The 21,414-nt window shown below is 67.0% G+C and carries 19 protein-coding genes and 1 pseudogene; 14 read left to right on the top strand and 6 right to left on the bottom strand.

The annotated features are described in order from the left end of the window. The first annotated feature begins 16 nt into the window (after positions 1-16). Entirely contained in the window at positions 17-1,369 is a 1,353-nt protein-coding gene (locus tag NMQ03_RS01065; RefSeq protein ID WP_159634544.1) for a uracil-xanthine permease family protein, read from the top strand. A 62-nt stretch (positions 1,370-1,431) separates the two neighbouring features. Here the strand turns inward: NMQ03_RS01065 and NMQ03_RS01060 are convergent. Next, positions 1,432-2,335, bottom strand: a pseudogene (locus NMQ03_RS01060) (SGNH/GDSL hydrolase family protein). Further along, positions 2,332-3,216 carry a GAF domain-containing protein gene (locus tag NMQ03_RS01055; protein WP_255174011.1) on the bottom strand — a complete coding sequence of 295 codons (885 nt, stop codon included), beginning with the start codon at positions 3,214-3,216 and terminating at the stop codon, positions 2,332-2,334. The pseudogene NMQ03_RS01060 and the gene NMQ03_RS01055 overlap by 4 nt, the downstream one beginning before the upstream one ends. 275 nt (positions 3,217-3,491) lie before the next feature. On the opposite strand from NMQ03_RS01055, the gene treS reads away from it, so the two are divergent. Next, complete coding sequence (gene treS, locus NMQ03_RS01050) at positions 3,492-5,771, top strand: maltose alpha-D-glucosyltransferase (RefSeq protein WP_255174010.1); 2,280 nt, start codon at positions 3,492-3,494, stop codon at positions 5,769-5,771. A gap of 36 nt (positions 5,772-5,807) precedes the next feature. On the opposite strand, the gene NMQ03_RS01045 is transcribed toward treS, so the two are convergent. After that, a complete protein-coding gene (locus NMQ03_RS01045; protein ID WP_255174009.1) occupies positions 5,808-7,025 on the bottom strand; it encodes an ROK family transcriptional regulator in 1,218 nt (405 codons plus the stop codon). A 204-nt stretch (positions 7,026-7,229) separates the two neighbouring features. Between NMQ03_RS01045 and NMQ03_RS01040 the strand changes: the two genes are divergently transcribed. The 10 genes from NMQ03_RS01040 to NMQ03_RS00995 all read left to right on the top strand — a co-directional run bounded on the left by NMQ03_RS01040 (position 7,230) and on the right by NMQ03_RS00995 (position 17,550). Beyond that, a complete protein-coding gene (locus NMQ03_RS01040) occupies positions 7,230-8,279 on the top strand; it encodes a Gfo/Idh/MocA family protein (RefSeq protein WP_255175707.1) in 1,050 nt (349 codons plus the stop codon). Next, positions 8,276-9,097 carry a hypothetical protein gene (locus NMQ03_RS01035; protein WP_255174008.1) on the top strand — a complete coding sequence of 274 codons (822 nt, stop codon included), beginning with the start codon at positions 8,276-8,278 and terminating at the stop codon, positions 9,095-9,097. The genes NMQ03_RS01040 and NMQ03_RS01035 overlap by 4 nt, the downstream gene beginning before the upstream one ends. Before the next feature lie 112 nt (positions 9,098-9,209). Next, positions 9,210-10,538, top strand: a complete 1,329-nt coding sequence (locus NMQ03_RS01030) for an ABC transporter substrate-binding protein (RefSeq protein ID WP_159634565.1) — start codon at positions 9,210-9,212, stop codon at positions 10,536-10,538. Between the two features lie 12 nt (positions 10,539-10,550). Then, entirely contained in the window at positions 10,551-11,513 is a 963-nt protein-coding gene (locus NMQ03_RS01025; protein WP_255174007.1) for a carbohydrate ABC transporter permease, read from the top strand. After that, positions 11,513-12,403: a carbohydrate ABC transporter permease gene (locus NMQ03_RS01020; RefSeq protein WP_255174006.1), complete on the top strand. Its 891-nt coding sequence runs from the start codon at positions 11,513-11,515 to the stop codon at positions 12,401-12,403. The genes NMQ03_RS01025 and NMQ03_RS01020 overlap by 1 nt, the downstream gene beginning before the upstream one ends. Positions 12,404-12,444: 41 nt before the next feature. Then, positions 12,445-13,197 carry a sugar phosphate isomerase/epimerase gene (locus NMQ03_RS01015; RefSeq protein WP_255174005.1) on the top strand — a complete coding sequence of 251 codons (753 nt, stop codon included), beginning with the start codon at positions 12,445-12,447 and terminating at the stop codon, positions 13,195-13,197. Beyond that, a complete protein-coding gene (locus NMQ03_RS01010; protein ID WP_255174004.1) occupies positions 13,194-14,321 on the top strand; it encodes a Gfo/Idh/MocA family protein in 1,128 nt (375 codons plus the stop codon). The genes NMQ03_RS01015 and NMQ03_RS01010 overlap by 4 nt, the downstream gene beginning before the upstream one ends. A gap of 56 nt (positions 14,322-14,377) precedes the next feature. Next, positions 14,378-15,556, top strand: coding sequence for a Gfo/Idh/MocA family protein (locus NMQ03_RS01005; RefSeq protein ID WP_255174003.1), 1,179 nt, complete (start codon positions 14,378-14,380; stop codon positions 15,554-15,556). Positions 15,557-15,607: 51 nt separating this feature from the next. Beyond that, positions 15,608-16,609 carry a sugar phosphate isomerase/epimerase gene (locus NMQ03_RS01000; protein ID WP_255174002.1) on the top strand — a complete coding sequence of 334 codons (1,002 nt, stop codon included), beginning with the start codon at positions 15,608-15,610 and terminating at the stop codon, positions 16,607-16,609. A gap of 8 nt (positions 16,610-16,617) precedes the next feature. Continuing rightward, positions 16,618-17,550 (top strand): biopolymer transporter Tol, encoded by a 933-nt coding sequence (locus NMQ03_RS00995; RefSeq protein WP_255174001.1) that lies wholly within the window; start codon positions 16,618-16,620, stop codon positions 17,548-17,550. Here NMQ03_RS00995 and NMQ03_RS00990 read toward each other — a convergent pair. The 3 genes from NMQ03_RS00990 to NMQ03_RS00980 all read right to left on the bottom strand — a co-directional run bounded on the left by NMQ03_RS00990 (position 17,522) and on the right by NMQ03_RS00980 (position 19,992). Further along, on the bottom strand, positions 17,522-18,394 hold the full coding sequence (locus NMQ03_RS00990; RefSeq protein WP_255174000.1) for a glycosyltransferase family 2 protein: 873 nt from the start codon (positions 18,392-18,394) through the stop codon (positions 17,522-17,524). The two genes, NMQ03_RS00995 and NMQ03_RS00990, sit on opposite strands and share 29 nt — an antisense overlap. 231 nt (positions 18,395-18,625) lie before the next feature. Next, positions 18,626-19,003, bottom strand: a complete 378-nt coding sequence (locus NMQ03_RS00985; RefSeq protein WP_255173999.1) for a hypothetical protein — start codon at positions 19,001-19,003, stop codon at positions 18,626-18,628. 89 nt (positions 19,004-19,092) lie between these two features. Then, positions 19,093-19,992 carry an SDR family oxidoreductase gene (locus NMQ03_RS00980; protein ID WP_255173998.1) on the bottom strand — a complete coding sequence of 300 codons (900 nt, stop codon included), beginning with the start codon at positions 19,990-19,992 and terminating at the stop codon, positions 19,093-19,095. A gap of 221 nt (positions 19,993-20,213) precedes the next feature. Between NMQ03_RS00980 and NMQ03_RS00975 the strand changes: the two genes are divergently transcribed. Both NMQ03_RS00975 and NMQ03_RS00970 read left to right on the top strand, forming a co-directional pair. After that, positions 20,214-20,729, top strand: a complete 516-nt coding sequence (locus NMQ03_RS00975; RefSeq protein WP_255173997.1) for a DUF6328 family protein — start codon at positions 20,214-20,216, stop codon at positions 20,727-20,729. A gap of 2 nt (positions 20,730-20,731) precedes the next feature. Then, a complete protein-coding gene (locus NMQ03_RS00970) occupies positions 20,732-21,394 on the top strand; it encodes a DUF6766 family protein (protein WP_255173996.1) in 663 nt (220 codons plus the stop codon). Positions 21,395-21,414 lie beyond the last annotated feature (20 nt).

Here is a 21,414-nt window from a genome sequence, read left to right as displayed (position 1 = left end):
AAAGGCATTCCTTCCCATGAGCATGCTCGGAATCAAATGGAAGCTGCACGGCACCGGTAAAACCATCAAGCCCGGCCAGGTGGTGGCCCCTGATGAGCGGCTGGCGTGGCCGTTGACCATCGGAGTGGGAATGCAGCACGTGGTGGCCATGTTCGGCGCCACCTTCCTGGTTCCCATCATTACCGGGATGCCGCCTGCCACCACCCTGTTCTTCTCGGGCATCGGGACGCTGCTGTTCCTGGTGATCACCAAGGGCCGGGTGCCCAGCTACCTGGGCTCAAGCTTTGCGTTCATCGCCCCCATCACCGCCTCGCAGGCGCAGTTCGGGATCCCCGGAGCCCTGGGCGGCGTGGTCCTCGCCGGCGCCACGCTGGCCCTGGTGGGTGCGGTGGTGCAGAAGTTCGGCGCCGGCTGGATCAACCGGCTGATGCCACCCATCGTCACCGGTGCCATTGTGGCGCTGATCGGGCTGAACCTGGCCCCCGCCGCGAAGCAGAACTTCGATGCCGCCCCCATCACCGCCCTGGTCACGCTGGTCACCATCATCCTGGTCAGCGTCCTGTTCCGCGGAATCCTTGGCCGGCTCAGCATCCTGGTGGGCGTGGTGGTGGGCTACCTGGTGGCCATGCTCCGCGGCGAGGTGAAGTACGACAAGATGGACGCCGCAGCCTGGATCGGCCTGCCGCACTTCCAGACCCCCGAGTTCCATATCGGCGTCCTGGGGCTGTTCGTCCCCGTGGTTTTGGTGCTGGTGGCGGAGAACATCGGCCACGTGAAATCGGTCGCCGCCATGACGGGCCAGAACCTCGACGGCGTCTCCGGACGCGCGCTGATGGCGGACGGCGCCGCCACCGTTCTGGCCGGCTTCGGCGGCGGCTCGGGCACCACCACCTACGCGGAGAACATCGGCGTCATGGCTGCCACCAAGGTGTATTCGACGGCGGCCTACTGGGTTGCAGGCATGTTCGCCATCCTGCTCAGCTTCTCACCGAAGTTCGGCGAGCTGATTGCCACCGTCCCGGCCGGCGTGCTGGGCGGCGCGGCCACCATGCTGTACGGCATGATCGGCATCCTGGGCGTGAAGATCTGGGTGCAGAGCAAGGTGAACTTCTCGAACCCCGTTAACCTGACCACGGCCGCCGTCGCCCTGATCATCGGCATCGCCGACTACACCTGGACCATCGGGGATCTTAAGTTCACCGGCATTGCCCTGGGTTCCGCTGCCGCGCTGGTGATCTACCACGGCATGAAGGCCATCGCGAAGGCGCGCGGAACTGTGGCCGAGCCCGAAACGGAACAGGGCGTACTGCCTCCGGCGGTCAAGTCTGCGCTGAACGCGGCAGCGAAGCGGGGCCCGAGGAAGCGCTGAGCCCCGCAAGGGACCGGCCAAGGGCTCGCGGCGGGTGTTTTCACACGGCGCCGGACAGAGGGCTAAGCTGCCTGTCCCTCCGGTGCGGGGCCACCCGCCATTCCAGGGTTCGGGCCTGCCACGGGGTGCCCGGGCGGGAATGGTCCCGGGCGGCCCAGGCCAAACACGGGCGCCGGGGAGGGCCGTTTCGCCGCAAGGTCGTCGCCGGCGTGGTGGGGAAGCAGCCGCTTGAGCACCCACGGCACAAAGTACTGCCGCGCCCACACCAGGTCCTCAGCCCGGGCCTGCGTCCACCCATGGGCCGGAAGCGGCCGCGGCTGGAGCGGCTTGAGGGTGTGCGCTACCCCCAGGGCGTTGAGGGTTGCCACGGCCACGGAGTGATGGCCCAGCGGGGACAGGTGCAGCCGGTCCGGGTCCCACATCAGTGCGTGCTGAAGCTCAGGCAGGCACCACAGGTCCACCATGATGGCGTGGTGCCGCGCGCCGATCCTGTGCAGGTGCTCGTTATAGATCGCCACGCGTCCGCGGATCTTGCCAAAGACAGGAGTATCGCCCCAGTCCGGACCTGCGTAGAGCAGCACCGTGGCACCGGTGGCGGACAGGATACCGACGGCCTCGTCGATCTTTTCCGCCAGCTTGTCCGGGTCGCCGTGGCGGAACACGATGTCATTACCGCCGCCGGACATGGCGATCAGGTCGGGTTTCAGTGCCAGACTCCAGCTGCACGTCGAGGATTTGCTTCAGAAGGAAACCCCGGATCGCCAGGTTGGCGTAGGCGAAGTCCGGCTGGCTGTCGGCGAGTTCCTCGGCCACCCGGTCAGCCCAGCCGCGGAGGCCGCCCAGGCTGTTCGGTTCGGGGTCGCCAATTCCTTCGGTGTAGGAGTCCCCCAGGGCAACGAACCGGTGCCAGGGGTGCCTGTCCGGTCCTTCGACGACGGAGCTCAGCTCCTGCTTCTCGATGGTCATGCCGTCCTTCCTTCCGCCGCCGGCGGGGGTTCCTTCCCCGCCGCAGCTTCCTTCCGGGGCGACTTTCCGGTTGGAAAGTCCCGCCCCGCCGCCGACGGGCGCGGAAGCTCCGCCACGCCGTCGAACGTTTCCTGCCGCCGCCCTGGAACCTGCCCGCCCCCGCGGTCCACGCCGCCGGGGGCCACAACGTTCAGTGCCGCGTCCCGCAGGTCCACTTCGTGGTGCAGCGCCTGCGTCTGCAGGAACCGCAGTGCACCCTCGCGGGTGAGTCCGTATTCGTTCATGAGGCTGCGCACCGCCAGGTCCACCAGGACCAGCGAGCTTTGGACGACGGCGAGACCGGCTGTTGCTTCCGCGCGCTCCGCAGTGCGCACTACGACGCGCAGGGCCCGCGACACCTGGCGTACGTAGCTTTGGCTCTGCATCAGGTCGTCGCTGGTGAAGGCATGCGGGGACGCTGCGTAGAGGGTGATGGCAGCGCTCGTGGCGCCTTCGGTAAGGATGGGGACGGAAAGCAGGGACTGCACGCCATGGCCGGCGGCGGCGCTGGAATAGCCGGGCCAGCGCCGGTCCCGGCCCAGGTCGGACAGCAGGACGAATTCCCCGGTGCGCACGGCGTCCATGACCGGCCCGTCGGCAAACGAGCACTGTTCGCGGTCGGCCTCGCGCGCCTGCTCCGTACTGGCCGCGAGGGTGCGTGCCTTGCCCAGGCGAAAGAGGGTGGCCGCCCAGCCGATGCCGCGGCGCTCACCTTTGATACCCGTCATGAAGTCGCGGGTGACCTCCCAGAGGTAGTCTTCGACGTCCTTGCTGTCGAATACCGGCTCCGGGGTAACTGGAAGCGGTCCCCAGCCAACCTGCCCCGTGGGATCAGCGGCCATGCTCCAGCCCTGCTATCAGCGCTTCGGCCCACTGCAAAACCTTTGCTCTAAGAATACGACCCGTGGACGCGTTGGTGGGGGAAACGGGCAAAACAGGGGGATTCGCGGGCTTAGGGAGGAGCGGCGCGCCGGTGTCCCTTCCGCAGGCTCCGCTGCGCAGTAGCATCGGGAGGGGGAACACCGAATACTCCCTGCTCGCTTGGGTACCTGACCTTGGGCAAGGGGTCTTGGAGCATCCATGCCAGCACGGAAACGAGCAACGGAAAGAGGAGCTTATGCGGGAGCCGGGCACCAGCGAGCGTACTTCAGAAGCGGATGCAGCCGCCGCGGGCAATGCGGAAGTGGAAGAGGGCGCTGCGGAGCCGTCACCGGACCTGGAGGTTACTTTCGACGAGCAGTTCTTCGCTGCCCGGCCCAAGGCACTTCGGCCCATCGCGCGCCGGCGGCAGTTCGTGGGCAGCAGGCCGTCCTTCGAATTCGACGGGCGGAACGCCGCGTATGTGGAGTGGCTGCGCAACCAGGCCATGCTCGGGGATGCGAATACGCTGGCGCGGCAGCTGTCCGGCCAGGCCAGCATGTGGCAGAACTCGTATGCCCATCCCAACCCGCGGGCCGCCGTCGAACGCGCCTCCGTATGGTTTACCGCCTACCCGCTGTCCTTCATCACCCGGACCGGCCAGTCCTTCCTCTCCGCCCTGGGCGACCCCGAGATGTGGAAGGCTTTCCGCGAAATCGGTATCCGCGGGATCCACACCGGACCGGTGAAGCTCGCCGGCGGCATCAGCGGCTGGTCCCACACGCCCAGCGTTGACGGCCACTTTGACCGCATCAGTATGGCGATCGATCCGGTCTTCGGCACCGAAGAAGAGTTCCGCAGCATGTGCGAGGTCGCGGCTGAGCACGAGGGCACGGTGATCGATGACATCGTCCCCGGCCACACCGGCAAGGGCGCAGACTTCCGCCTGGCCGAGATGAACTTCCGGGACTACCCCGGGATCTACCACATGGTGGACATCCCGGAAGAGGACTGGAACCTGCTCCCGGACGTCCCGGAGGGTGCGGACTCGGTCAACCTCAGCCCCGACTCCGAACAGGCCCTGCAGAAGGCCGGCTACATCATCGGCCGCCTGCAGCGGGTCATCTTCTACGAGCCGGGGGTCAAGGAGACGAACTGGAGCGCCACGCGGCCCATCGTGGATACCACGGGCAAAACCCGCCGCTGGGTCTACCTGCACTACTTCAAGGCCGGCCAGCCCTCCATCAACTGGCTTGACCCCACGTTCGCCGGCATGCGCCTGGTGGTGGGCGATGCCCTGCACTCGCTGGTGGACCTGGGCACAGGGGCGCTCCGCCTCGACGCCAACGGCTTCCTGGGCGTCGAGAAGAGCGCCGAGGAGCAGCCCGGCTGGTCCGAGGGGCACCCGCTGTCCGAGGCCGCCAACCAGCTCATCGGCTCCATGATCCGCAAAGTGGGCGGGTTCTCCTTCCAGGAGCTGAACCTGACCATCGATGACATCAAGGCAACCTCGGAGGCCGGGCCGGACCTTTCCTACGACTTCATCACCCGGCCGGCCTACCACTACTCCCTCGTGACGGCCGATACCGAGTTCCTGCGGCTGACCCTCCGCCTGTCCATGGAAATCGGGGTGGACCAGGCCTCGCTGGTGCACGCGCTGCAGAACCATGACGAACTCACCTACGAGCTGCTGCACTTCGCTGCCGGACACCGGGACGAGATGTTCGAGCTCAACGGCGAGGAACTCACCGGCGCCCAGCTGGCCGAGAATGTGCAGCAGACCCTGCGGGACCGGCTCACCGGGGAGAATGCGCCGTACAACGCCGTGTTCACCACCAACGGCATTGCCTGCACCACGGTCAGCTTCATCATGGCGGCCCTGGGAATCAAGGACCCGGCCACTGTAACTCCGGAACAGGAGGCGCAGATCCGGGACGTCCACCTGCTCCTGGCCATGTACAACGCACTCCAGCCCGGCGTCTTTGCCCTGTCCGGCTGGGACCTGACCGGCATCATGGCCCTGGACCGCAGCAGCGTCCGCGAACTCACGTCCCAGGGCGATACGCGCTGGATCAACCGGGGCGCGCACGACCTCATGGGGACCAGCCCGGACGCCACCAACTCGTCGGCCGGGATGCCGCGGGCCCGCAGCCTGTACGGCTCGCTGCCGGACCAGCTGCAGGACCAGGACTCCTTTGCCCGCCGCCTCCAGCGGATCCTCGCTGTCCGGGAAGAAAACGGGATCGCCACGGGCACCCTGCTGGACGTGCCCGAGGTCTCCAACCGCGCCGCGCTGGTGCTGGTCAACCGGTTGAAGGACGGGGCCCTGCAGGTGACCGCGCTGAACTTCTCGGGGCAGGACATCGCCGGCAGCATCCAGTCCAACGAGCTGCCGTCCGGGGCCAACGTCCAGGACCTGTTCAGCGGCGAAACCGTGGGACAGGTGGATGACCTGCACAGCTTCTTCCTGGAGCTGCCCGCCTATGGCGGAACCGCGCTGCTTTTGACTGAGGCGCCGGAGCCCGAAGCGGAGGCGTAAAGCTGATCGCCGGGTGGCGCCGCGGATCCTCCGGCGTCACCCGGCGATGGCGCCCGCCAGGGTGGCTTCGATGACGGCGGGCGAGAGCACGTACTGGGTGACCAGCTGGCTTGCCCCGAGCACGGCGGCCTGGCTTCCGGCGCGGGAGACATTGATGCGCAGGTGCGAGGTGGCCAGGGGCGGCGAGCGCCGGTACACCACCTCGCGGATGCCGGCCACCAGGTGCTCCCCCGTCTCGCCCATGCTGCCGCCCACCACGATAACGGACGGGTTGAGCAGGTTGACCACGGTGGCCAGCACCTCGCCGATGTCCCGTCCGGCCTGGCGCAGCGCCTGGATGGCCTGCAGGTTGCCGTCGGCGGCGAGCCGGAGCACGTCGGCGCCCTTGGCCACGTCCAGCCCCTGGTCCCGGAGGGAATGCACGACGGCGGGACCGGACGCCAGCGCTTCCAGGCACCCGTAGTTTCCACAGGCGCACAGGATATCCGCTCCCCGCGCCACCTGGACGTGGCCCAGATCGCCTGCCGTGCCGTTGGCGCCGCGCTGGAGTTCGCCGTTGCTGATGATGCCGGAGCCGACCCCGGTGGCCACCTTCACGAAGAAGAAGTTGTTGTGCTCGGGCCAATGGGCGGACTGTTCCCCCAGGGCCATGATGTTCACATCGTTGTCCACCAGCACGTGCACGGGCAGGGAACGCTGTACATAGCTGACCACGTCGAACCCGTCCCAGCCGGGCATGATGGGCGGCTTGACCGGCTTGCCGGTGTCGTGTTCCACGGGCCCGGGCAGGCCGATGCCGATGCCGGCAAGTTCCGCAACGCTCCGGCCAGCGGAGGCCAGCAGCTCCTTGCCCTGCGCCACCACCTGGTCCAGCACGGCTTCCGGTCCCTCTGCCACCTGCTGCGCCAGCCGGTTCTCGGCCAGGATTTTCCCGCCGAGGTCGGTGACCGCGACGATGACGTGCGTGGCCCCCACGTCCACGGCCAGGACCAGGCGGGCGGACGGGTTGAAGGCAAAGCGCGACGGCGGCCTGCCGCCGCTGGAGAGCGCCTCCCCTGCCGGGCCCACCAGGCCGGACAGCATGAGGGCGTCGATCCGCGAGGCGACCGTGGAACGGGCGAGTCCCGTACTGAGGGCAAGTTCGGCGCGGGTGCGGGCCCTGCCGTCACGCAGTAACTGGAAAAGATCCCCTGCCCGCGACAGGCTGCCGACGTCGGAGTCTTTTCCGGCCTGCCTGCCCGTCGCTGAAGTCATGTCTAAGTCATAACACTGTTACTTAGTGCTGTCATCACAGCAGAAGGATGACGCGCAACAAACAACTTTTGCTTGACGTGCGTCAAAAGTCGTTCTACGTTGTGACTCAGGGCACATCCGCGGTTCCGATGGCAACCATTCGCCGCACTGATCCCTCCGCTACTCCAGAGTCCGCTTACAAAGAGGTAGTTGAACGTGTCCCACATCGCAGCGCCAGCAGACCGGCCCCTCGGCGTCGGCATCCTCGGCGCCGGGCCCGTCACCCAGGCCATTCACCTTCCGGCCCTGGCGCGGCTCCGGGACATCCTGGAAGTACGGCACATCATGGACGTGGACCCCGACGTGGCCTCTTCGGTGGCGGCCCGGGTCCGGGCCGCATCCAGCACCAGCCTGGAGGCCCTGCTGGCTGACCCCGGCGTGGACATCGTGGCGATCTGCAGCCCCCATCAGTTCCACGCGGACCAGGTCATTGCCGCCTGCCGGGCCGGCAAAAAAGCCGTCCTCTGCGAGAAGCCCTTCGCGATGAACAGCGACGAGGCAGCCAGGATCGCCGAGGTCAGCGCCGGGACGGGGGTGCCGATCGTGGTGGGGGCCATGCATACGTTCGACCCCGGCTGGCTCGCGGCGGAACAGAACTGGGGCGACCTTCCCGCGCAGGCACACACCATCCGCTCCTCCATCGTCCTCCCGCCGAACGCCCGCTTCGAAGACTTCGCCACCGAGATCATTACCCGCCCTGCCCCCGGCATACCCGATTACTCGGACGTCGAGGTCATCAAGGCCATGATGCAGGGCGGCATCATGGGCCTGGCCATCCACGACCTGCCCCTGGTGCGGCGCTTCACGCCGGACTTCGGCGAGATCGAGGTACTCCAGGCGCTGCACGTCCGGCCGTCCGGCTACGCCGTCTCACTCCGCACCCCCACCCGCGTCATCGAACTGCGTGCCGTCATGAACAGCACCTGGAAGCCCGAGTGGACCTTCGAGGCCATCGGCGACGACTCCGCACTCCGCATCGACTTCACGCCCTCCTACGTCCAGGCCGGCTCCGCCGTCGCCACCTTCTCCCGGGGCAGCGAAACCAGCACCTTCGGCCCGTACGGCCACAACGGCTACGAAGGCGAGTGGCGTGAACTGGCTGAACTGGCCCGCGGAACGCGCCCGGTCCCCTCGGCCCAGGCCCTGATCGACGACCTCACGTTCGCCCTGGCCATCTCCTCGGCCACCACGGAAACGGCAGGAGCCAGCGCATGAGCGCGTACACAGTGGCAGCAACGCCGCAGGCCGAAGAAGCAGGCGCGGTGGCCCTTGCGGTGGCCTCCCTGCCGGCGACCTTCGGCCCCGCGACGGAGGACCGGGCGGCTGACGTTGCGGTGCTCGCCGGCGAGGCAGGCTGGACCACGGAAGCCGCCCGCGCCGTCGACTCCGGGTCGCGCGGCATCCTGGTGGTGGATCCCGTCCCCGAGGAAACCACGCAGTTGGCGGACGCTGCCCGGGCGGCCGGTGCCGCCGTCGTCCTCGATCTCCACTGGGCCTCCAACCCCGCGCTGATCGGCGAAAGCAGCGACCCCGACGCCCGCGACGCTGTACGCAGCGCCCTGGGCACGGCGTCGCTGCTGGACACTGTTGCCACGGCAGCCCCGGGCACGGACGTGCAGCGGCTCCTGGCCCGGCACCTCGCCGCCGTGCTCGCCGTCAGCGGACAGCTCCACGGCGTCAGCGTCCTCCGCAGCGGCACCACCGGGTACACCGTCACCGGCCGGCTGGCCAACGGCGCACCGTTTACCGCCCAGGGCGTACTCACCGCAGCCCGCCCGGCCGGCGTCGGCATCCACCTCTACACGGCCGACGGCGGCGTGGATGTCCAGGTCCCGGATCCAGACGCCGCGTGGCCCGCCGAAGTCAGGGTCACCGGGGCCCACGGCCAACTTTTGCTTCCCACCCTCTACGAATCCGCCCACCGGGCGGCGTGGCGGCGCCTGAAGAACCATCTCAGCGCCGGCACCCTCCCGGACGACCTGGCCGGGTTTGCCCGGCTGACCGACCTCTACGCAACCCTCGCTGCCACGTAATTAGCCCACCTATACGCAACCGAACAAGCAGTCCAGTCCCACCTCCACTCTCAACGATGAGCAGGACCGCACCAACGGCGCACAGCGCAAGACGGTCCCGAAAGGACACATCATGAACGCAACTCCCGAACAGCGCCGCTCCTTTTCCCGGCGCGGCTTCCTGGGCCTGACGGCTGCCGCAGCCTCCGTACCCCTGCTCGCCGCCTGCGGCGGCGGCTCGGCATCGCAGGGAGGCGGCGGGGGCGGGGCCGGCGGCACCGTGAAGTTCTGGGACATGCCCTGGGCCACACCGGCCTACAACGATGCCGCCAAGGGCATCGCGGAAGGTTTCTCCGGTGCCAACGGCGCCAAGGCGAGCTACCAGATCATCCAGTGGAACAACTTCTACCAGACCTTCTCCTCCGCGATCGCCTCCAAGACGGGCCCGGCTGTGTCCACGGGCGGCGGCTTCCAGGCTTTCCAGTTCGAGCAGCAGGGCCAGATCGCCTATGCGGACAAGGTGATCGAGAAGCTGAAGGCCAACGGCCAGTTCGATGACTTCCTACCCGGCGTACTGGACCCCTTCAAGTCGGACAAGGGCTACGTGGCGGTCCCATGGCAGCTGGACATGCGCGTCTTCTGGTACCGCAAGTCCCTGTTCGAGAAGGCCAACGTTGCCCTGCCCACGGACTGGCCGTCCCTGCTGGAAGCAGGCAAGGCACTGAAGAAAGTGGGCGCGTTCGGCTTCACCACCGGCGCAGGCGCAGGCAACAACTATGCCAACCACTCCATGATCATGATGATGGTCAACAACGGCGGCGGCGTCTGGAACAAGGACGGCGAGCTGGACCTGATGAATGACCGCAACGTCGAGGCAATGGAATTCGTCCTGGAGCTGGTGTCCAACGGCATCGTCGACCCGGCCGCGGTCAGTTACACCACGGACAACATGTCCGCCCAGTGGAAGGACGGCAAGGCCGGCTACGGCCTCTTCCAGGTGAACGTCCCGCAGCGCGTGGGCGACACCTCGGGCGACCTGCTGGTGGCCGACCCCATCAAGGGCCCGCACGGGGACAAGGCCACCATCGTCTTCCCAAACAACATCATGATGTACACCAACACCCCGTCGCAGGAAGCCTCGGAGGAGTTCCTGGTGTACTACCTGGGCCAGCTGAAGCAGCTGTGGCAGAAGAAGCTGATGTCCGCGCTGCCGGTCTTCAAATCGATCACGGAGATCCCCGAGTTCGCCAACGACCCCAACAACGTCAAGATCGTCAAGGACTGGCAGCCCATTGCCAAGACCTTCGCCGCCCAGGGCAGCAGGCTCAATGCCAACCTCGCGGCCCTTGACGGCGGGCAGGCACTGAACCAGTTCAGCCAAACCATCATCACCGGCAAGGCCGACGCCAAGACTGCCCTGCAGACCTTCCAGTCCGGCCTCGAATCGGTCCTGAAGAAGTAGGACCGAGCGCCCATGTCCAGCACCACCACCCAGTCCGGCCTAAGCCGGGCCCGCCGCGGGCTTGCCCCCGGCGGGTCCGGGGCCGTCCCCGGAAAACGCAAGAGCAAGCTCTCCGCGCAGGCCACCAGGACGTTCTTCTGGCTCCTGCTCCCCTCCGTGGTCCTCCTCGTCCTGATCCACGGCTACCCGCTGATCTACGCCGCCATCCAGGCGACGCACGACGGAGACCTGCTCCAGACCGGCAACTTCGTGGGCGGCCAGAACTTCGCCACCGTCCTGACCTCGCCGGCGTTCTGGAAGGCTGCCCAGTTCACGCTGTGGTTCACCATCGTGGGCGTCTTCGGGTCCTGGCTGGTGGGGCTGGGCCTGGCCCTGCTCCTGCGCACCAAGATCCCGGCCGGCGGCACGTTCAAGGTCCTGCTGCTCCTGCCCTGGGTGGTGCCCATCGTGGTGTCTTCCACGGCCTGGAACTGGCTGGTGGCCACCCCGGACAGCCTGATCCCGTCGCTGTTCCGGAACCTGGGCATGGGCACGCCGCTCTTCCTGGCCGATCCCACCCTGGCCTCCATCACCGTGATGGTGTTCAAGGTCTGGGTCAGCTTCCCGTTCATGATGATGATGATCTCGGCCGCCCTGGCTTCGGTGGACACCACCGTTTATGAGGCCGCCAGCATGGATGGCGCCAGCCGCTGGCAGCAGTTCACCCAGATCACCCTGCCGTTGATCGCGCGCTCCACGTACATCAGCTGGATCCTGATGACCATCTTCTGCGTCAACGACTTTCCCACCATCTACCTGCTCACCGGCGGCGGCCCTGTCAATGCCACCACTTCCTTGGTGGTCCTGGCCTACCGGACCGTGTTCCAGGACTTCGCCACCGGCCCCGGCGTGGCCATCGCCTTCCTCATGACCATGACCCTGGTGGTCATCTCGGTCATCCTGTACCGCCAGATCCGAAAGTCGAGCGTCGAATAATGAGCGCAGTCCTCCACGCCCATCCCGAATCCGGCCCCGCGCTCGGCATCGACGCCGGCAAGCGGCGCAGGGTCCTCTCCGAAGCGGGCCAGCGCGGCCGCTGGTGGCGCTTCGCCGCAATCCTCATCATCACGGGGATCGTGCTGGTGCCCATCATGGTCACCGTGCTGCTGGCCTTCACGCCCGGACCCAACAGCACTGCCACCGGCCTGACGTTCGAGAACCTCGGCAACGTCTTCTCCAAGACCCTGGCCGCCACCTGGCTGAAGAACAGCCTGATAACCACCTTGTCCACCGTGGTGGTCTCCGTGGCTGTTGCCGCCCCTGCCGGCTACGTCCTCTCCCGCGGCCGCAGCAAGGCAGTGTCCGGGTACTCGCTGCTGCTGTTCGTCATGCAGTCGCTGCCCATCATCACTTCCGTGGTGCCGCTGTTCATCCTGTTCGCCGGCATGGGCCTGGTGGACAACCTCCTGGGCCTGACCATCATCTACGTGGGCTCCACCATGACCGTGGCCACCTGGATGATGGCCGCCTACTTCGACTCCATCCCCATCAGCCTTGAGGAAGCATCCTGGATCGACGGGTGCTCCGTGTTCGGCTCGTTCACCAAGGTGGTCCTGCGGAACTCCCTGCCCGGCGTACTCTCCACCGCGATCTTCGCCTTCCTCCTGGCCTGGAACGACTACCTCGTGGCCATCGTGTTCCTGCGTTCCAACGAAATCTTCACCCTTCCCATGGGCGTGCAGTCCTTCTTCCAGCAGAACGCCACGGACTGGACATCCGTCATGGCCCTGGCCGTGGTCATGATGCTCCCGCCCGTCATCGTCTTCGCCACGCTGAACAAATACTTCAGCGTCGGCGGCATCGGCGGCTCGCTCGCCGGCCGCTGACCCCAGTCCCCTTCGATTCACTACAGACGCTAAGGAAACCCATGTCCTACTCACTTCAGCTGTACACCCTGCGCAACGCGATCGCGGAGGACCTCCCTGGCACTATCCGGAAGGTTGCCGAAATCGGCTACACCCAGGTTGAGCCCTACAACTTCGTGGCCACTGCCAAGGAACTCGGCGCCGCCCTGAAGGAAAACGGCCTCACCGCACCGTCGGGCCACGCGCCCCTGATGAGCCAGGACCAGGACGAAATCTTCGCCGCGGCGAAGGAACTGGGCATCACCACGGTCATCGATCCATTCCTGCCCGCCGAGCACTGGCAGACGGCCGAGGACATCCAGGCCACCGCAGCCAAGCTCAACGCCGCGGCAAAGAAAGGCGCCGGGTACGGCATCCGGGTCGGCTACCACAACCACGCCTGGGAACTGGAGTCCACCATCGAGGGCCGCACCGCCCTGGAGTACTTCGAGTCCCTGCTGGACCCGGAACTGGTCCTCGAAGTGGACACCTACTGGGTGGCCGTCGGCGGCCAGGACCCGATCGACATCCTCACCAAGCTCGGTGACCGCGTGAAGTTCATCCACATCAAGGACGGCCCGCTCAACAAGGACAACAAGGCCCAGCGGCCGGCGGGCCAGGGCAAGGTCCCGGTCATGGACGTCATCGCCGCCGCGCAGTCCCTCGAGGTAGGCGTGGTGGAGTTTGACGACTACGACGGCGACATCTTCGAGGGCATCGCCCAGAGCCTTGCCTTCCTGGAGAACAACACCGCAGCCGAAGGAGCCAACGCATGAGCACCCCCGCCAGCAAGCCTGCCCGCAGCGGCCCCGTGGGCGTCGGCGTCATCGGCGCCGGCGTGATCAGCAAGCAGTACCTGGACAACCTCACCGCCTTCCCTGACCTCAAGGTCCACGTCATCGCCGACCTCTTCGAGGACGCCGCCGAGGCCCGTGCCAAGGAGTACGGCATTCCTGAGTGGGGAGGCGTGGACAAGGCCCTGAACCACCCCGACGTCGAAATCATCGTCAACCTCACCATCCCCGCAGCGCACGTGGAGGTGGCCACCGCAGCCGTCAACGCGGGCAAGCACGTCTGGACCGAAAAGCCGTTCTCCCTGGACCGCGAATCCGGCCTGGGCCTGCTCAAGACCGCCGACGCCGCCGGCATCCGCCTGGGCTGCGCCCCGGACACCTTCCTCGGCGCCGGTATCCAAACGGCGCTGCGCCTGATCCAGCGCGGCGACATCGGCACGCCGCTGACTGCAATGACCACGTTCCAGACCCCCGGCCCGGAGTCGTGGCATCCGAACCCGGCTTTCCTCTTCCAGCACGGCGCCGGCCCGCTGTTCGACATGGGCCCCTACTACCTGACCACCCTGGTCCAGGCCTTCGGCTCCATCCGCAAGGTGGCCGCCGTCGGTTCCAAGGCCAAGGACGTGCGCGTGATCGGTTCGGGGCCCAAGGCAGGCGAGGAGTTCACCGTCGAGGTGCCCACCCACGTCTCCGCCATGGCGCAGTTCGAATCCGGCGCCTCCTCGCACAGCGTCTTCTCCTTCGAATCCCCCCGGACCCGGATGGGCTTCGTGGAGATTACCGGAACCGACGCGACCATTTCGTTGCCGGACCCCAACTACTTCACCGGCGACATCAAGCTCTGGCGTGCCGGCGACGAGGACTGGACCACGGTTCCCGCCACCGGGACGGCCAACGGCCGCGGCATGGGTGTCCTGGACATGGCCCGCTCCATCCGCTCGGGCGTCCCGCACCGCGCCACGGGTGAACTGGCGTACCACGTCCTGGACACCATGGTCTCCATCTCGGAGTCCGTCGATTCCGGCACGTTCGTGAACGTCGAAAGTTCGGCCCCGGTAGCCCCCGCCCTCCCCGAGGACTGGGCGCCGGAAACCGCCACGCTCTGATCCAGCAAGTAATCCAGCACGTAGTCCAGCCAGCAGGAAGCACGCAGGAACGCATCATGACCGCAGCCGCACACCCGTCCGAACCCCCGGCCTCCCGACCGGCTTCGCGCCCGCTGGGCGTGGCCGCGATTGGTTATGCCTTCATGGGCAAGGCCCACTCGAATGCGTGGCGGAATGTGGCCAGCTTCTTCGACGTCCCGGCCTTCGAGCAGAAAGTCCTCGTGGGCCGGGACGCCACCGCGGTCGCGGAGGCCGCGGAAAGGTATGGCTGGGCCGAATCGGCAACGGACTGGCGCACGGTGATCACCCGGGATGACATCGACATCGTGGATATCTGTGCCCCGGGCTGGATGCACGCGGAGATCGCCATCGCCGCCCTGGAGGCAGGCAAGCATGTCCTGGTGGAAAAACCCCTGGCCAACACCCTGGCCGAGGCAGAACTGATGACCGCCGCAGCGGCCAAGGCCCGAGCCAAGGGGGTGCAGTCGATGATCGGGTTCAACTACCGGCGCGTCCCGGCCCTGGCCCTCGCGAAGGAACTGATCGCCGAAGGCCGGCTGGGCACCGTCCGGCACGTCCGGGCCGCGTACCTGCAGGACTGGCTCGCGGATGCCCAGGCACCCATGACCTGGCGGCTGCGGAAGGAAACGGCCGGGTCCGGTGCCCTTGGCGACATCGCCTCCCACGCCATCGACCAGGTCCTGTTCCTCCTCGGTGACCAGGTCACCGAGGTGTCCGGCCGGCTCAACACTTTCGTGGACCGGCGCCCCGGCGAGAACGGCACCGAGGACGTCACGGTCGACGACGCCGCCTGGGCCACGCTGTCCCTCACCTCAGGGGCCATCGCCTCAGTGGAAGTCTCCCGGGTGGCCACCGGACGGAAAAACAGCCTCCAGATCGAGATCTACGGCGACAAGGGCAGCCTCCTGTTCGACCTGGAAAACCTCAACGAACTCGGCTTCCTGGACGCCACCGCCCCGGTCCGCGAACAGGGCTTCCGGCGCATCCTGGTCAACGAACCCGGCCACCCCTACCTGGAAGCCTGGTGGCCGCAGGGCCACATCATCGGCTGGGAACACACCTTCACCCACCAAATCCGCGACTTCCTCACCGCCATCAAGGACGGAACCCAGCCCTCGCCGTCGTTCGAAGAAGGACTGAACGTCCAGCACATCCTGACCGCCGTGGAGGAATCCGCCGCCAACAAAAGCACCCTCACCGTCGTCCGACACTAACGCCTGCCCCGGCAGCGCCCGCCAGCCCAGCCTTAAGCCAAGGAGCCCCGAATGCCCCGCCCGTTCACCCTGTTCACCGGCCAGTGGGCCGACCTGCCCTTCGAAGAAGTCGCGAAGCTTGCTTCCGGCTGGGGCTACGACGGCCTCGAAATCGCCGTCTCCGGCGACCACCTGGACGCCTGGCGCTGGGATGAACCGGGCTACGTCGAGTCCAAACTCGCAATCCTGGACAAGTACAACCTCAAGGTCTGGGCCATCTCCAACCACCTCAAGGGCCAGGCCGTCTGTGATGACCCCATCGACTTCCGGCACCAGGCCATCGTCGGGTCCAAAGTCTGGGGCGATGGCGACCCCGAAGGCGTCCGCCAGCGCGCCGCCGAGGAAATGAAACACACCGCCCGGCTCGCCAAGGCCCTCGGCGTGGACACCGTGGTCGGCTTCACCGGCTCCTCCATCTGGCAGTACGTCGCCATGTTCCCGCCGGTTCCGGAAAAAGTCATCGACGCCGGCTACCAGGACTTCGCCGACCGCTGGAACCCCATCCTGGACGTCTTTGACGAATGCGGCGTCCGCTTCGCCCACGAAGTCCACCCAAGTGAGATCGCCTACGACTACTGGACCACCGTCCGCACCCTCGAAGCCATCGGCCACCGCGAAGCGTTCGGCCTGAACTGGGACCCCTCCCACATGATGTGGCAGGGCATTGACCCCGTCTCCTTCATCTGGGATTTCAAGGACCGGATCTACCACGTGGACTGCAAGGACACCAAGATCCGCCAAACCGGCCGCAACACCGTCCTGGGCTCCCACCTGCCCTGGGGCGACCCCCGCCGCGGCTGGGACTTCGTCTCCGCAGGCCGCGGCGACGTCCCCTGGGAAGCCTCCTTCCGCGCCCTCGCCGCCATCGGCTACAACGGCCCCATCAGCATCGAATGGGAAGACGCCGGCATGGACCGCCTCCACGGCGCCCCCGAAGCACTGGCAGCACTCAAAAAATACGACTTCCCCCCATCCCAAACCAGCTTCGACGCCGCCTTCACCAGCAAGGACTGATCCACACCATGCGTGCCCTGCAGCCGGGCCAGCAGTGCGAGGTTTGGATCGCATCGGCCGGCGGCGGACTCGAACTGGCATACGCCACCGGGAATATGCTCCTGGAGGCACCCAACTGGACGCTCGATGGCCGGGCATTGATCCTGAACGGGGGCGGCCTCCTGTCGAGGCTGGACCTGGCTGACGGGTCCCTTGCCGGGATCGTGCTGACGGACCTCCCGGCCCTCAACAACGACCATGTCCTGGCCCCGGACGGCGAGACCATCTTCCTGTCCGGGGAGGACGGACACATCTACCGGGCCCCCTTGGCGGGTGGACGGGCAACCAGGATCACGGCCGACGACGGGTCCTTCCATTTCCTGCACGGCGTCAGTCCCGACGGCACGGAGCTCGCATATGTCGGGATTGAGGGCGGCGACTTCACGCGGCCCGGCCGCCTGATGACCATAAAGTCCGACGGCGGTACTGCCGCAAGGGTCGACGTCGGGCCCGGGCACTGCGACGGGCCAGAGTACTCGCCCGACGGCGACTGGCTGTACCTCAATACGGAGTCCTTCACCACGGTCCCCGGCCATGCCCAGCTGGCCCGCGTCCGGCCCGACGGAAGCCAGTTCGAGCGGCTGGTGCACAGCGCTTCCGTGGACTGGTTCCCGCACCTCTCCCCCGACGGCCGCCTGGACGGCTACATCCGCTTCCCCGCCGGAACGCAAGGCCACCCCGCAGACCTGCCGGTCGACGTCGTCCTCGTCTCCACCACTGACTGGACCACACCGCTCCACACCTGGCCGGTGTTCGGCGGCCAAGGCACGCTGAACGTCAACAGCTGGTCGCCGGATTCAGACCGCTTCGCGTATGTGGCGTACCCGCTGTCCGGGGCAGCCGGCGGCAGCGGAGCCTGGGGCCCTGCCCCCACTAGGGCGCCTCGGCGGAATCCTGCCTGAGGACGACGTCGTGCGCCTCCACCCGCCGGTCCGTCACCGTGGTGGGCGCTTCAAGGTGGACCGCGCCGGAGGGCAGGATGCCTGCCCCGCCGTACCGTTCCATCACTTGCCACTGGGCCACAACGTCCTCGCCGGCGTGGTCTGCCGGGAGGCTGGTCCAGAAACGGAACCCGCCGGCGTCGTTCAACGCCTCCCTGCGGTACAGGACGCAGCCGCCCAGCCACGCCACTCGGTAGGGCACCCAGTCGCCGGGCTGCAGGGCCAGCTCGGCACTGAGATGGCTGAGGTTCGCGGCGTTGTGCAGCGGCCACCGCTCGAATTCCGGGCTGCCCGGGCGGATGCGCTCCGGCGCCACCGGGCCCTCCCAGGCTGAGAAGGCCGCCGTTTGTTCAGGCCGGCGATCGTCCAGGAAGGACAGCCCCTGCGGGGCCATGCCCACAAACCCGCATTGCAGCTCGGCGAGGGCCTGGCTCAGCCGTTCCAGGGCGCCGGGCTCCAGCCAAACGTCGTCGTCCAGGAAAAGGCACTGCTCCGCGGTGGACTGGTCCAGCAGGAACTGCCGGTGTTCAGCTAGTCCCCGCCGTGGGAGGTGGCGCAGCAGCGTGACGGGCCCCTGCGCCTCGAGCACCCGCACCATCGCAGCGGGCGCCGGATGGTCCCACGCGGGCTGCCCCGCTGACTGGTCGCTGACTACGACGGCGAACGCGGGTTCCTGCTGCGCTGCCAGTCCCGCGAGGGTGACGGCCAGCTCAGCCGGCCGGTTGCAGGTGGGCACCAGGACGTCCACCGCCGCTTTGTCCGGCCGGTCCGGTTGCCGCGCCCACTGCTCCGAAGTCTTGCCCACGGGTCCACCTCCTGGCGTCGAAATTGACGCCGGCGGGCAGGATGGGGTGCCTTCTGCTGCCTGCCGGCTGATGTGGTTTCGCGTGTTCCGTACCCAGCCGGACGGGATGTATGCCAGTGCGCGGACCGCGGGACGCGCCGGCAGGAGGAGCCGCGGGAACGGCAAAGGCCCCCGTTTCCCCTGCCGCAGCGGGCAGTGGAACGGGGGCCAGAGGCCAGGTGCGAGGGTGACTTATCCGGCGTCGAAGCTTTCGTCGTCGTCGTTCGGCGATTTCTCCTGCGGAAGGTCATTTCCGCTGCCGTCCGGAATGCCCGTGGCTTCCTGCCCGGACTCCGAGGAGACAGGCGCCGACCCCTGGGAATCGTCATTCGACTCGTCGATCTCCGCCGCGCTGGAGGGGAGGTCCATGTCGTGCGGGACCGGGTTCTGGCCCGTCCCGGACTGCGGTTCGTTGGTGTCCGCGCCGGCCGATGAAGCGCCGCCGGACTGCTGGGCGCCGCCGCTGGACTGCTGGCCGCCCTGGGTGCCGGCAGCCTCCTGCTCGGCGGTGGGGGTGCCGTAGCCGCCCGGGGCCGACTCGGGTTCAGCCTGCTGGTTTTCCTGCGTCATGCTTCCTCCTGTTGTGCGTTGCCGATGTTGCTGGTCTGTTGATACTGCCCGGGCGATGGAACCCGGTACTGCCTGGGGCGCGGTCCTGCCTAGAGCCCCTTGCCGCCGGTGACGGGCAGGACTGCGCCGGAGATGTAGGAGCCGTCCTCGGATGCAAGAAGTACGTAGGCTGCGGCGAGCTCGGCGGGTTGGCCAGCGCGCTCCAGCGGCGTGTCCTGGCCGAAGGAAGGGAGCTTGTCCGGCCACTCGGTGGCGGGAATCAAGGGTGTCCAGATGGGGCCGGGGGCCACCGCGTTGACGCGGATCCCCTTCGGGCCGAGCTCCTGGGCCAAGGCCTTGGTGAAGGCCACCTGCGCTGCTTTGGTCATGGCGTAGTCGATGAGCTCCGGCGAAGGGTTGAAGGCCTGGATGGAGGCCGTGGTGATGATCGAGGCCCCGGCCTTCAAGTGCGGCACGGCTGCCCGCGCCGACCACAGCAGTGAATAAAGGTTGGTGCGGAAGACCCTGTCGAACTCTTCGGTGGGAAGTGTCTCCAAGCTCTCCCGGTTCTTCTGGTAGGCCGCGTTCAGCACCAGGACGTCGAGCCGTCCGAATTCGGAAACGGCTTCCTCCACGATCCGGGTGCTGAACTCCTCTTCACGTCCGTCACCCGGAAGAAGGAGGACCCGGCGCCCGGTTTTGCGGATCCACTCCGCAGTATCCTGCGCATCGTCTTCCTCCTCCGGCAGATAGGAGATGGCGACGTCGGCCCCTTCCCGGGCGAACGCGATGGCAGCAGCCTTTCCAATGCCGGAGTCCCCGCCGGTGATGAGGGCGGCCTTGCCTTCGAGCTTGCCGTGTCCTTCGTAGCTGAGCTCCCCGTGGTCCGGCTTGGGGTTCATGGGTGCTGTGAGCCCGGGCTGCTTTTGTTCCTGCTCGGGAAAGGGGCCCGAGTGGTAGCCGCCGCGCGGATCCTGCGGCTGGTCTGTCTGCTTGTCCGTGTCGCTCATAGTCCGCCTGCCTGGTATCGGTTGACCTGTGTCGATATAGAAGGGCTCCGCCGTGCTCCGGCCCTTTGAAGCTATCCCGGGCAGGGGACCAAGTCCACCACCGCGGGTAATAATCAGTAAACTTATCAAATGTTGTAGTAAGCGCAACGGCCAGCCTTGTTTCTGGGTACGGGAGGAGTAGAAAGAAGACTTGGACCGCCGCCGGAGAGGAAGGAGCGCCGATGTCCGAAGTTGAGGACTACACGGGCCGCACGGGCCGGAACGAGACCCGCGAGGAGCAGCTGGACCGCAACTGGGCCGAACTCCTGCAGGAGTTGCGGGTGCTCCAGACCGGGGTGCAGATCCTGGCCGGCTTCCTGCTGACCCTGCCGTTCCAGCAGCGCTTTGAAAAGCTGGACGACTGGGAGGTTGGCCTCTACCTCACCAATGTGGTGATTGCCGCCCTGACCACCGCCTTCATCCTCCTACCGGTCAGCGTGCACCGGCGGCTTTTCCGGAAACGGTTGAAGGAAATGCTGGTGTCCAGCGCGGACACCATCACCAAGATCGCCCTTGGCGGCATCGCCCTGTTGAGTGCGGGAACAGCCGCCCTGGTCTTCGATGTTGCAGCTACCGGTCCGCCGGGGTCATGGCGCGGCGCGCTGCTGGGCGTCATGGTGGTGATGCTGGTGTTCGTTCCGCTTCGCCTGAACAAACGGGCCACCGGGAGGATCCTCCCGGCCGAGGATAAGGAGTAAGGATGCGTAAGTGGGCCAAAGAGCACGGGCTGCTGGTAGCCAACCTGGGCCTGTTCCTGGCGTTCTTCGTGGGAATGGTCCTCTCGGGTGCAGCGTCGTACAGCGAAGACCAGCAGGCCCACGGCGAGCCGGCGGTGTCCGTACTTCAGTTCCTGGGAACCGGCGCGTTCGTTGAGGCCACGTTCGAGAACTGGGAATCGGAGTTCCTGCAGATGGCCATGTACGTGGTCCTCACGGTGTTCCTGTTCCAGAAGGGCTCATCCGAGTCCAAGCCGATGGGCAGGAAGGCCCCTCAGGACCAAGACCCCCGGGAAGCGCGTATCAGCAGCGCCACCCCGTGGCCGATCCGGCGCGGCGGCGTGGCACTGAAGGTGTACGAGCACTCCTTGTCGATCCTGTTTTTCGTGCTGTTCCTTGCCTCGTTCCTCCTCCACGCCGCCGGCGGGGTGGACGAGTACAACCAGGACCAGCAAAGCCACGGCCAGCCCGCCATCACGTTCCTGCAGTACCTGGGCACCAGCCGTTTCTGGTTCGAGTCCTTCCAGAACTGGCAAAGCGAGTTCCTGGCCGTCGGCGTCCTGGTGGGAGCGTCGGTGTACCTGCGGGAGAAGGGATCCCCGGAATCGAAGCCTGTTGCCGAACCCCACTACGAAACCGGCGCCTAACGGCCCAACCAGCCCATCCA

Origin of the sequence: Arthrobacter sp. DNA4, assembly GCF_024362385.1 — a bacterium.
Taxonomy (GTDB): domain Bacteria; phylum Actinomycetota; class Actinomycetes; order Actinomycetales; family Micrococcaceae; genus Arthrobacter.
The sequence above is the reverse complement of the archived record's forward strand: the minus strand, read 5'-3'. Positions and strand labels throughout refer to the sequence as shown.

Bases quoted from the DNA above. Each gene is read 5' to 3' on its own strand.
- NMQ03_RS01000 (WP_255174002.1), top strand. From the start codon at position 15,608: ATGCCCCGCCCGTTCACCCTGTTCACCGGCCAGTGGGCCGACCTGCCC.
- NMQ03_RS01030 (WP_159634565.1), top strand. From the start codon at position 9,210: ATGAACGCAACTCCCGAACAGCGCCGCTCCTTTTCCCGGCGCGGCTTC.
- NMQ03_RS01055 (WP_255174011.1), bottom strand. From the start codon at position 3,216: ATGGCCGCTGATCCCACGGGGCAGGTTGGCTGGGGACCGCTTCCAGTT.
- NMQ03_RS00995 (WP_255174001.1), top strand. From the start codon at position 16,618: ATGCGTGCCCTGCAGCCGGGCCAGCAGTGCGAGGTTTGGATCGCATCG.
- NMQ03_RS01010 (WP_255174004.1), top strand. From the start codon at position 13,194: ATGAGCACCCCCGCCAGCAAGCCTGCCCGCAGCGGCCCCGTGGGCGTC.
- treS (WP_255174010.1), top strand. From the start codon at position 3,492: ATGCGGGAGCCGGGCACCAGCGAGCGTACTTCAGAAGCGGATGCAGCC.
- NMQ03_RS01035 (WP_255174008.1), top strand. From the start codon at position 8,276: ATGAGCGCGTACACAGTGGCAGCAACGCCGCAGGCCGAAGAAGCAGGC.
- NMQ03_RS01005 (WP_255174003.1), top strand. From the start codon at position 14,378: ATGACCGCAGCCGCACACCCGTCCGAACCCCCGGCCTCCCGACCGGCT.
- NMQ03_RS01020 (WP_255174006.1), top strand. From the start codon at position 11,513: ATGAGCGCAGTCCTCCACGCCCATCCCGAATCCGGCCCCGCGCTCGGC.
- NMQ03_RS01045 (WP_255174009.1), bottom strand. From the start codon at position 7,025: ATGACTTCAGCGACGGGCAGGCAGGCCGGAAAAGACTCCGACGTCGGC.
- NMQ03_RS01065 (WP_159634544.1), top strand. From the start codon at position 17: ATGAGCATGCTCGGAATCAAATGGAAGCTGCACGGCACCGGTAAAACC.
- NMQ03_RS00980 (WP_255173998.1), bottom strand. From the start codon at position 19,992: ATGAGCGACACGGACAAGCAGACAGACCAGCCGCAGGATCCGCGCGGC.
- NMQ03_RS01015 (WP_255174005.1), top strand. From the start codon at position 12,445: ATGTCCTACTCACTTCAGCTGTACACCCTGCGCAACGCGATCGCGGAG.
- NMQ03_RS00970 (WP_255173996.1), top strand. From the start codon at position 20,732: ATGCGTAAGTGGGCCAAAGAGCACGGGCTGCTGGTAGCCAACCTGGGC.
- NMQ03_RS00975 (WP_255173997.1), top strand. From the start codon at position 20,214: ATGTCCGAAGTTGAGGACTACACGGGCCGCACGGGCCGGAACGAGACC.
- NMQ03_RS01025 (WP_255174007.1), top strand. From the start codon at position 10,551: ATGTCCAGCACCACCACCCAGTCCGGCCTAAGCCGGGCCCGCCGCGGG.
- NMQ03_RS00985 (WP_255173999.1), bottom strand. From the start codon at position 19,003: ATGACGCAGGAAAACCAGCAGGCTGAACCCGAGTCGGCCCCGGGCGGC.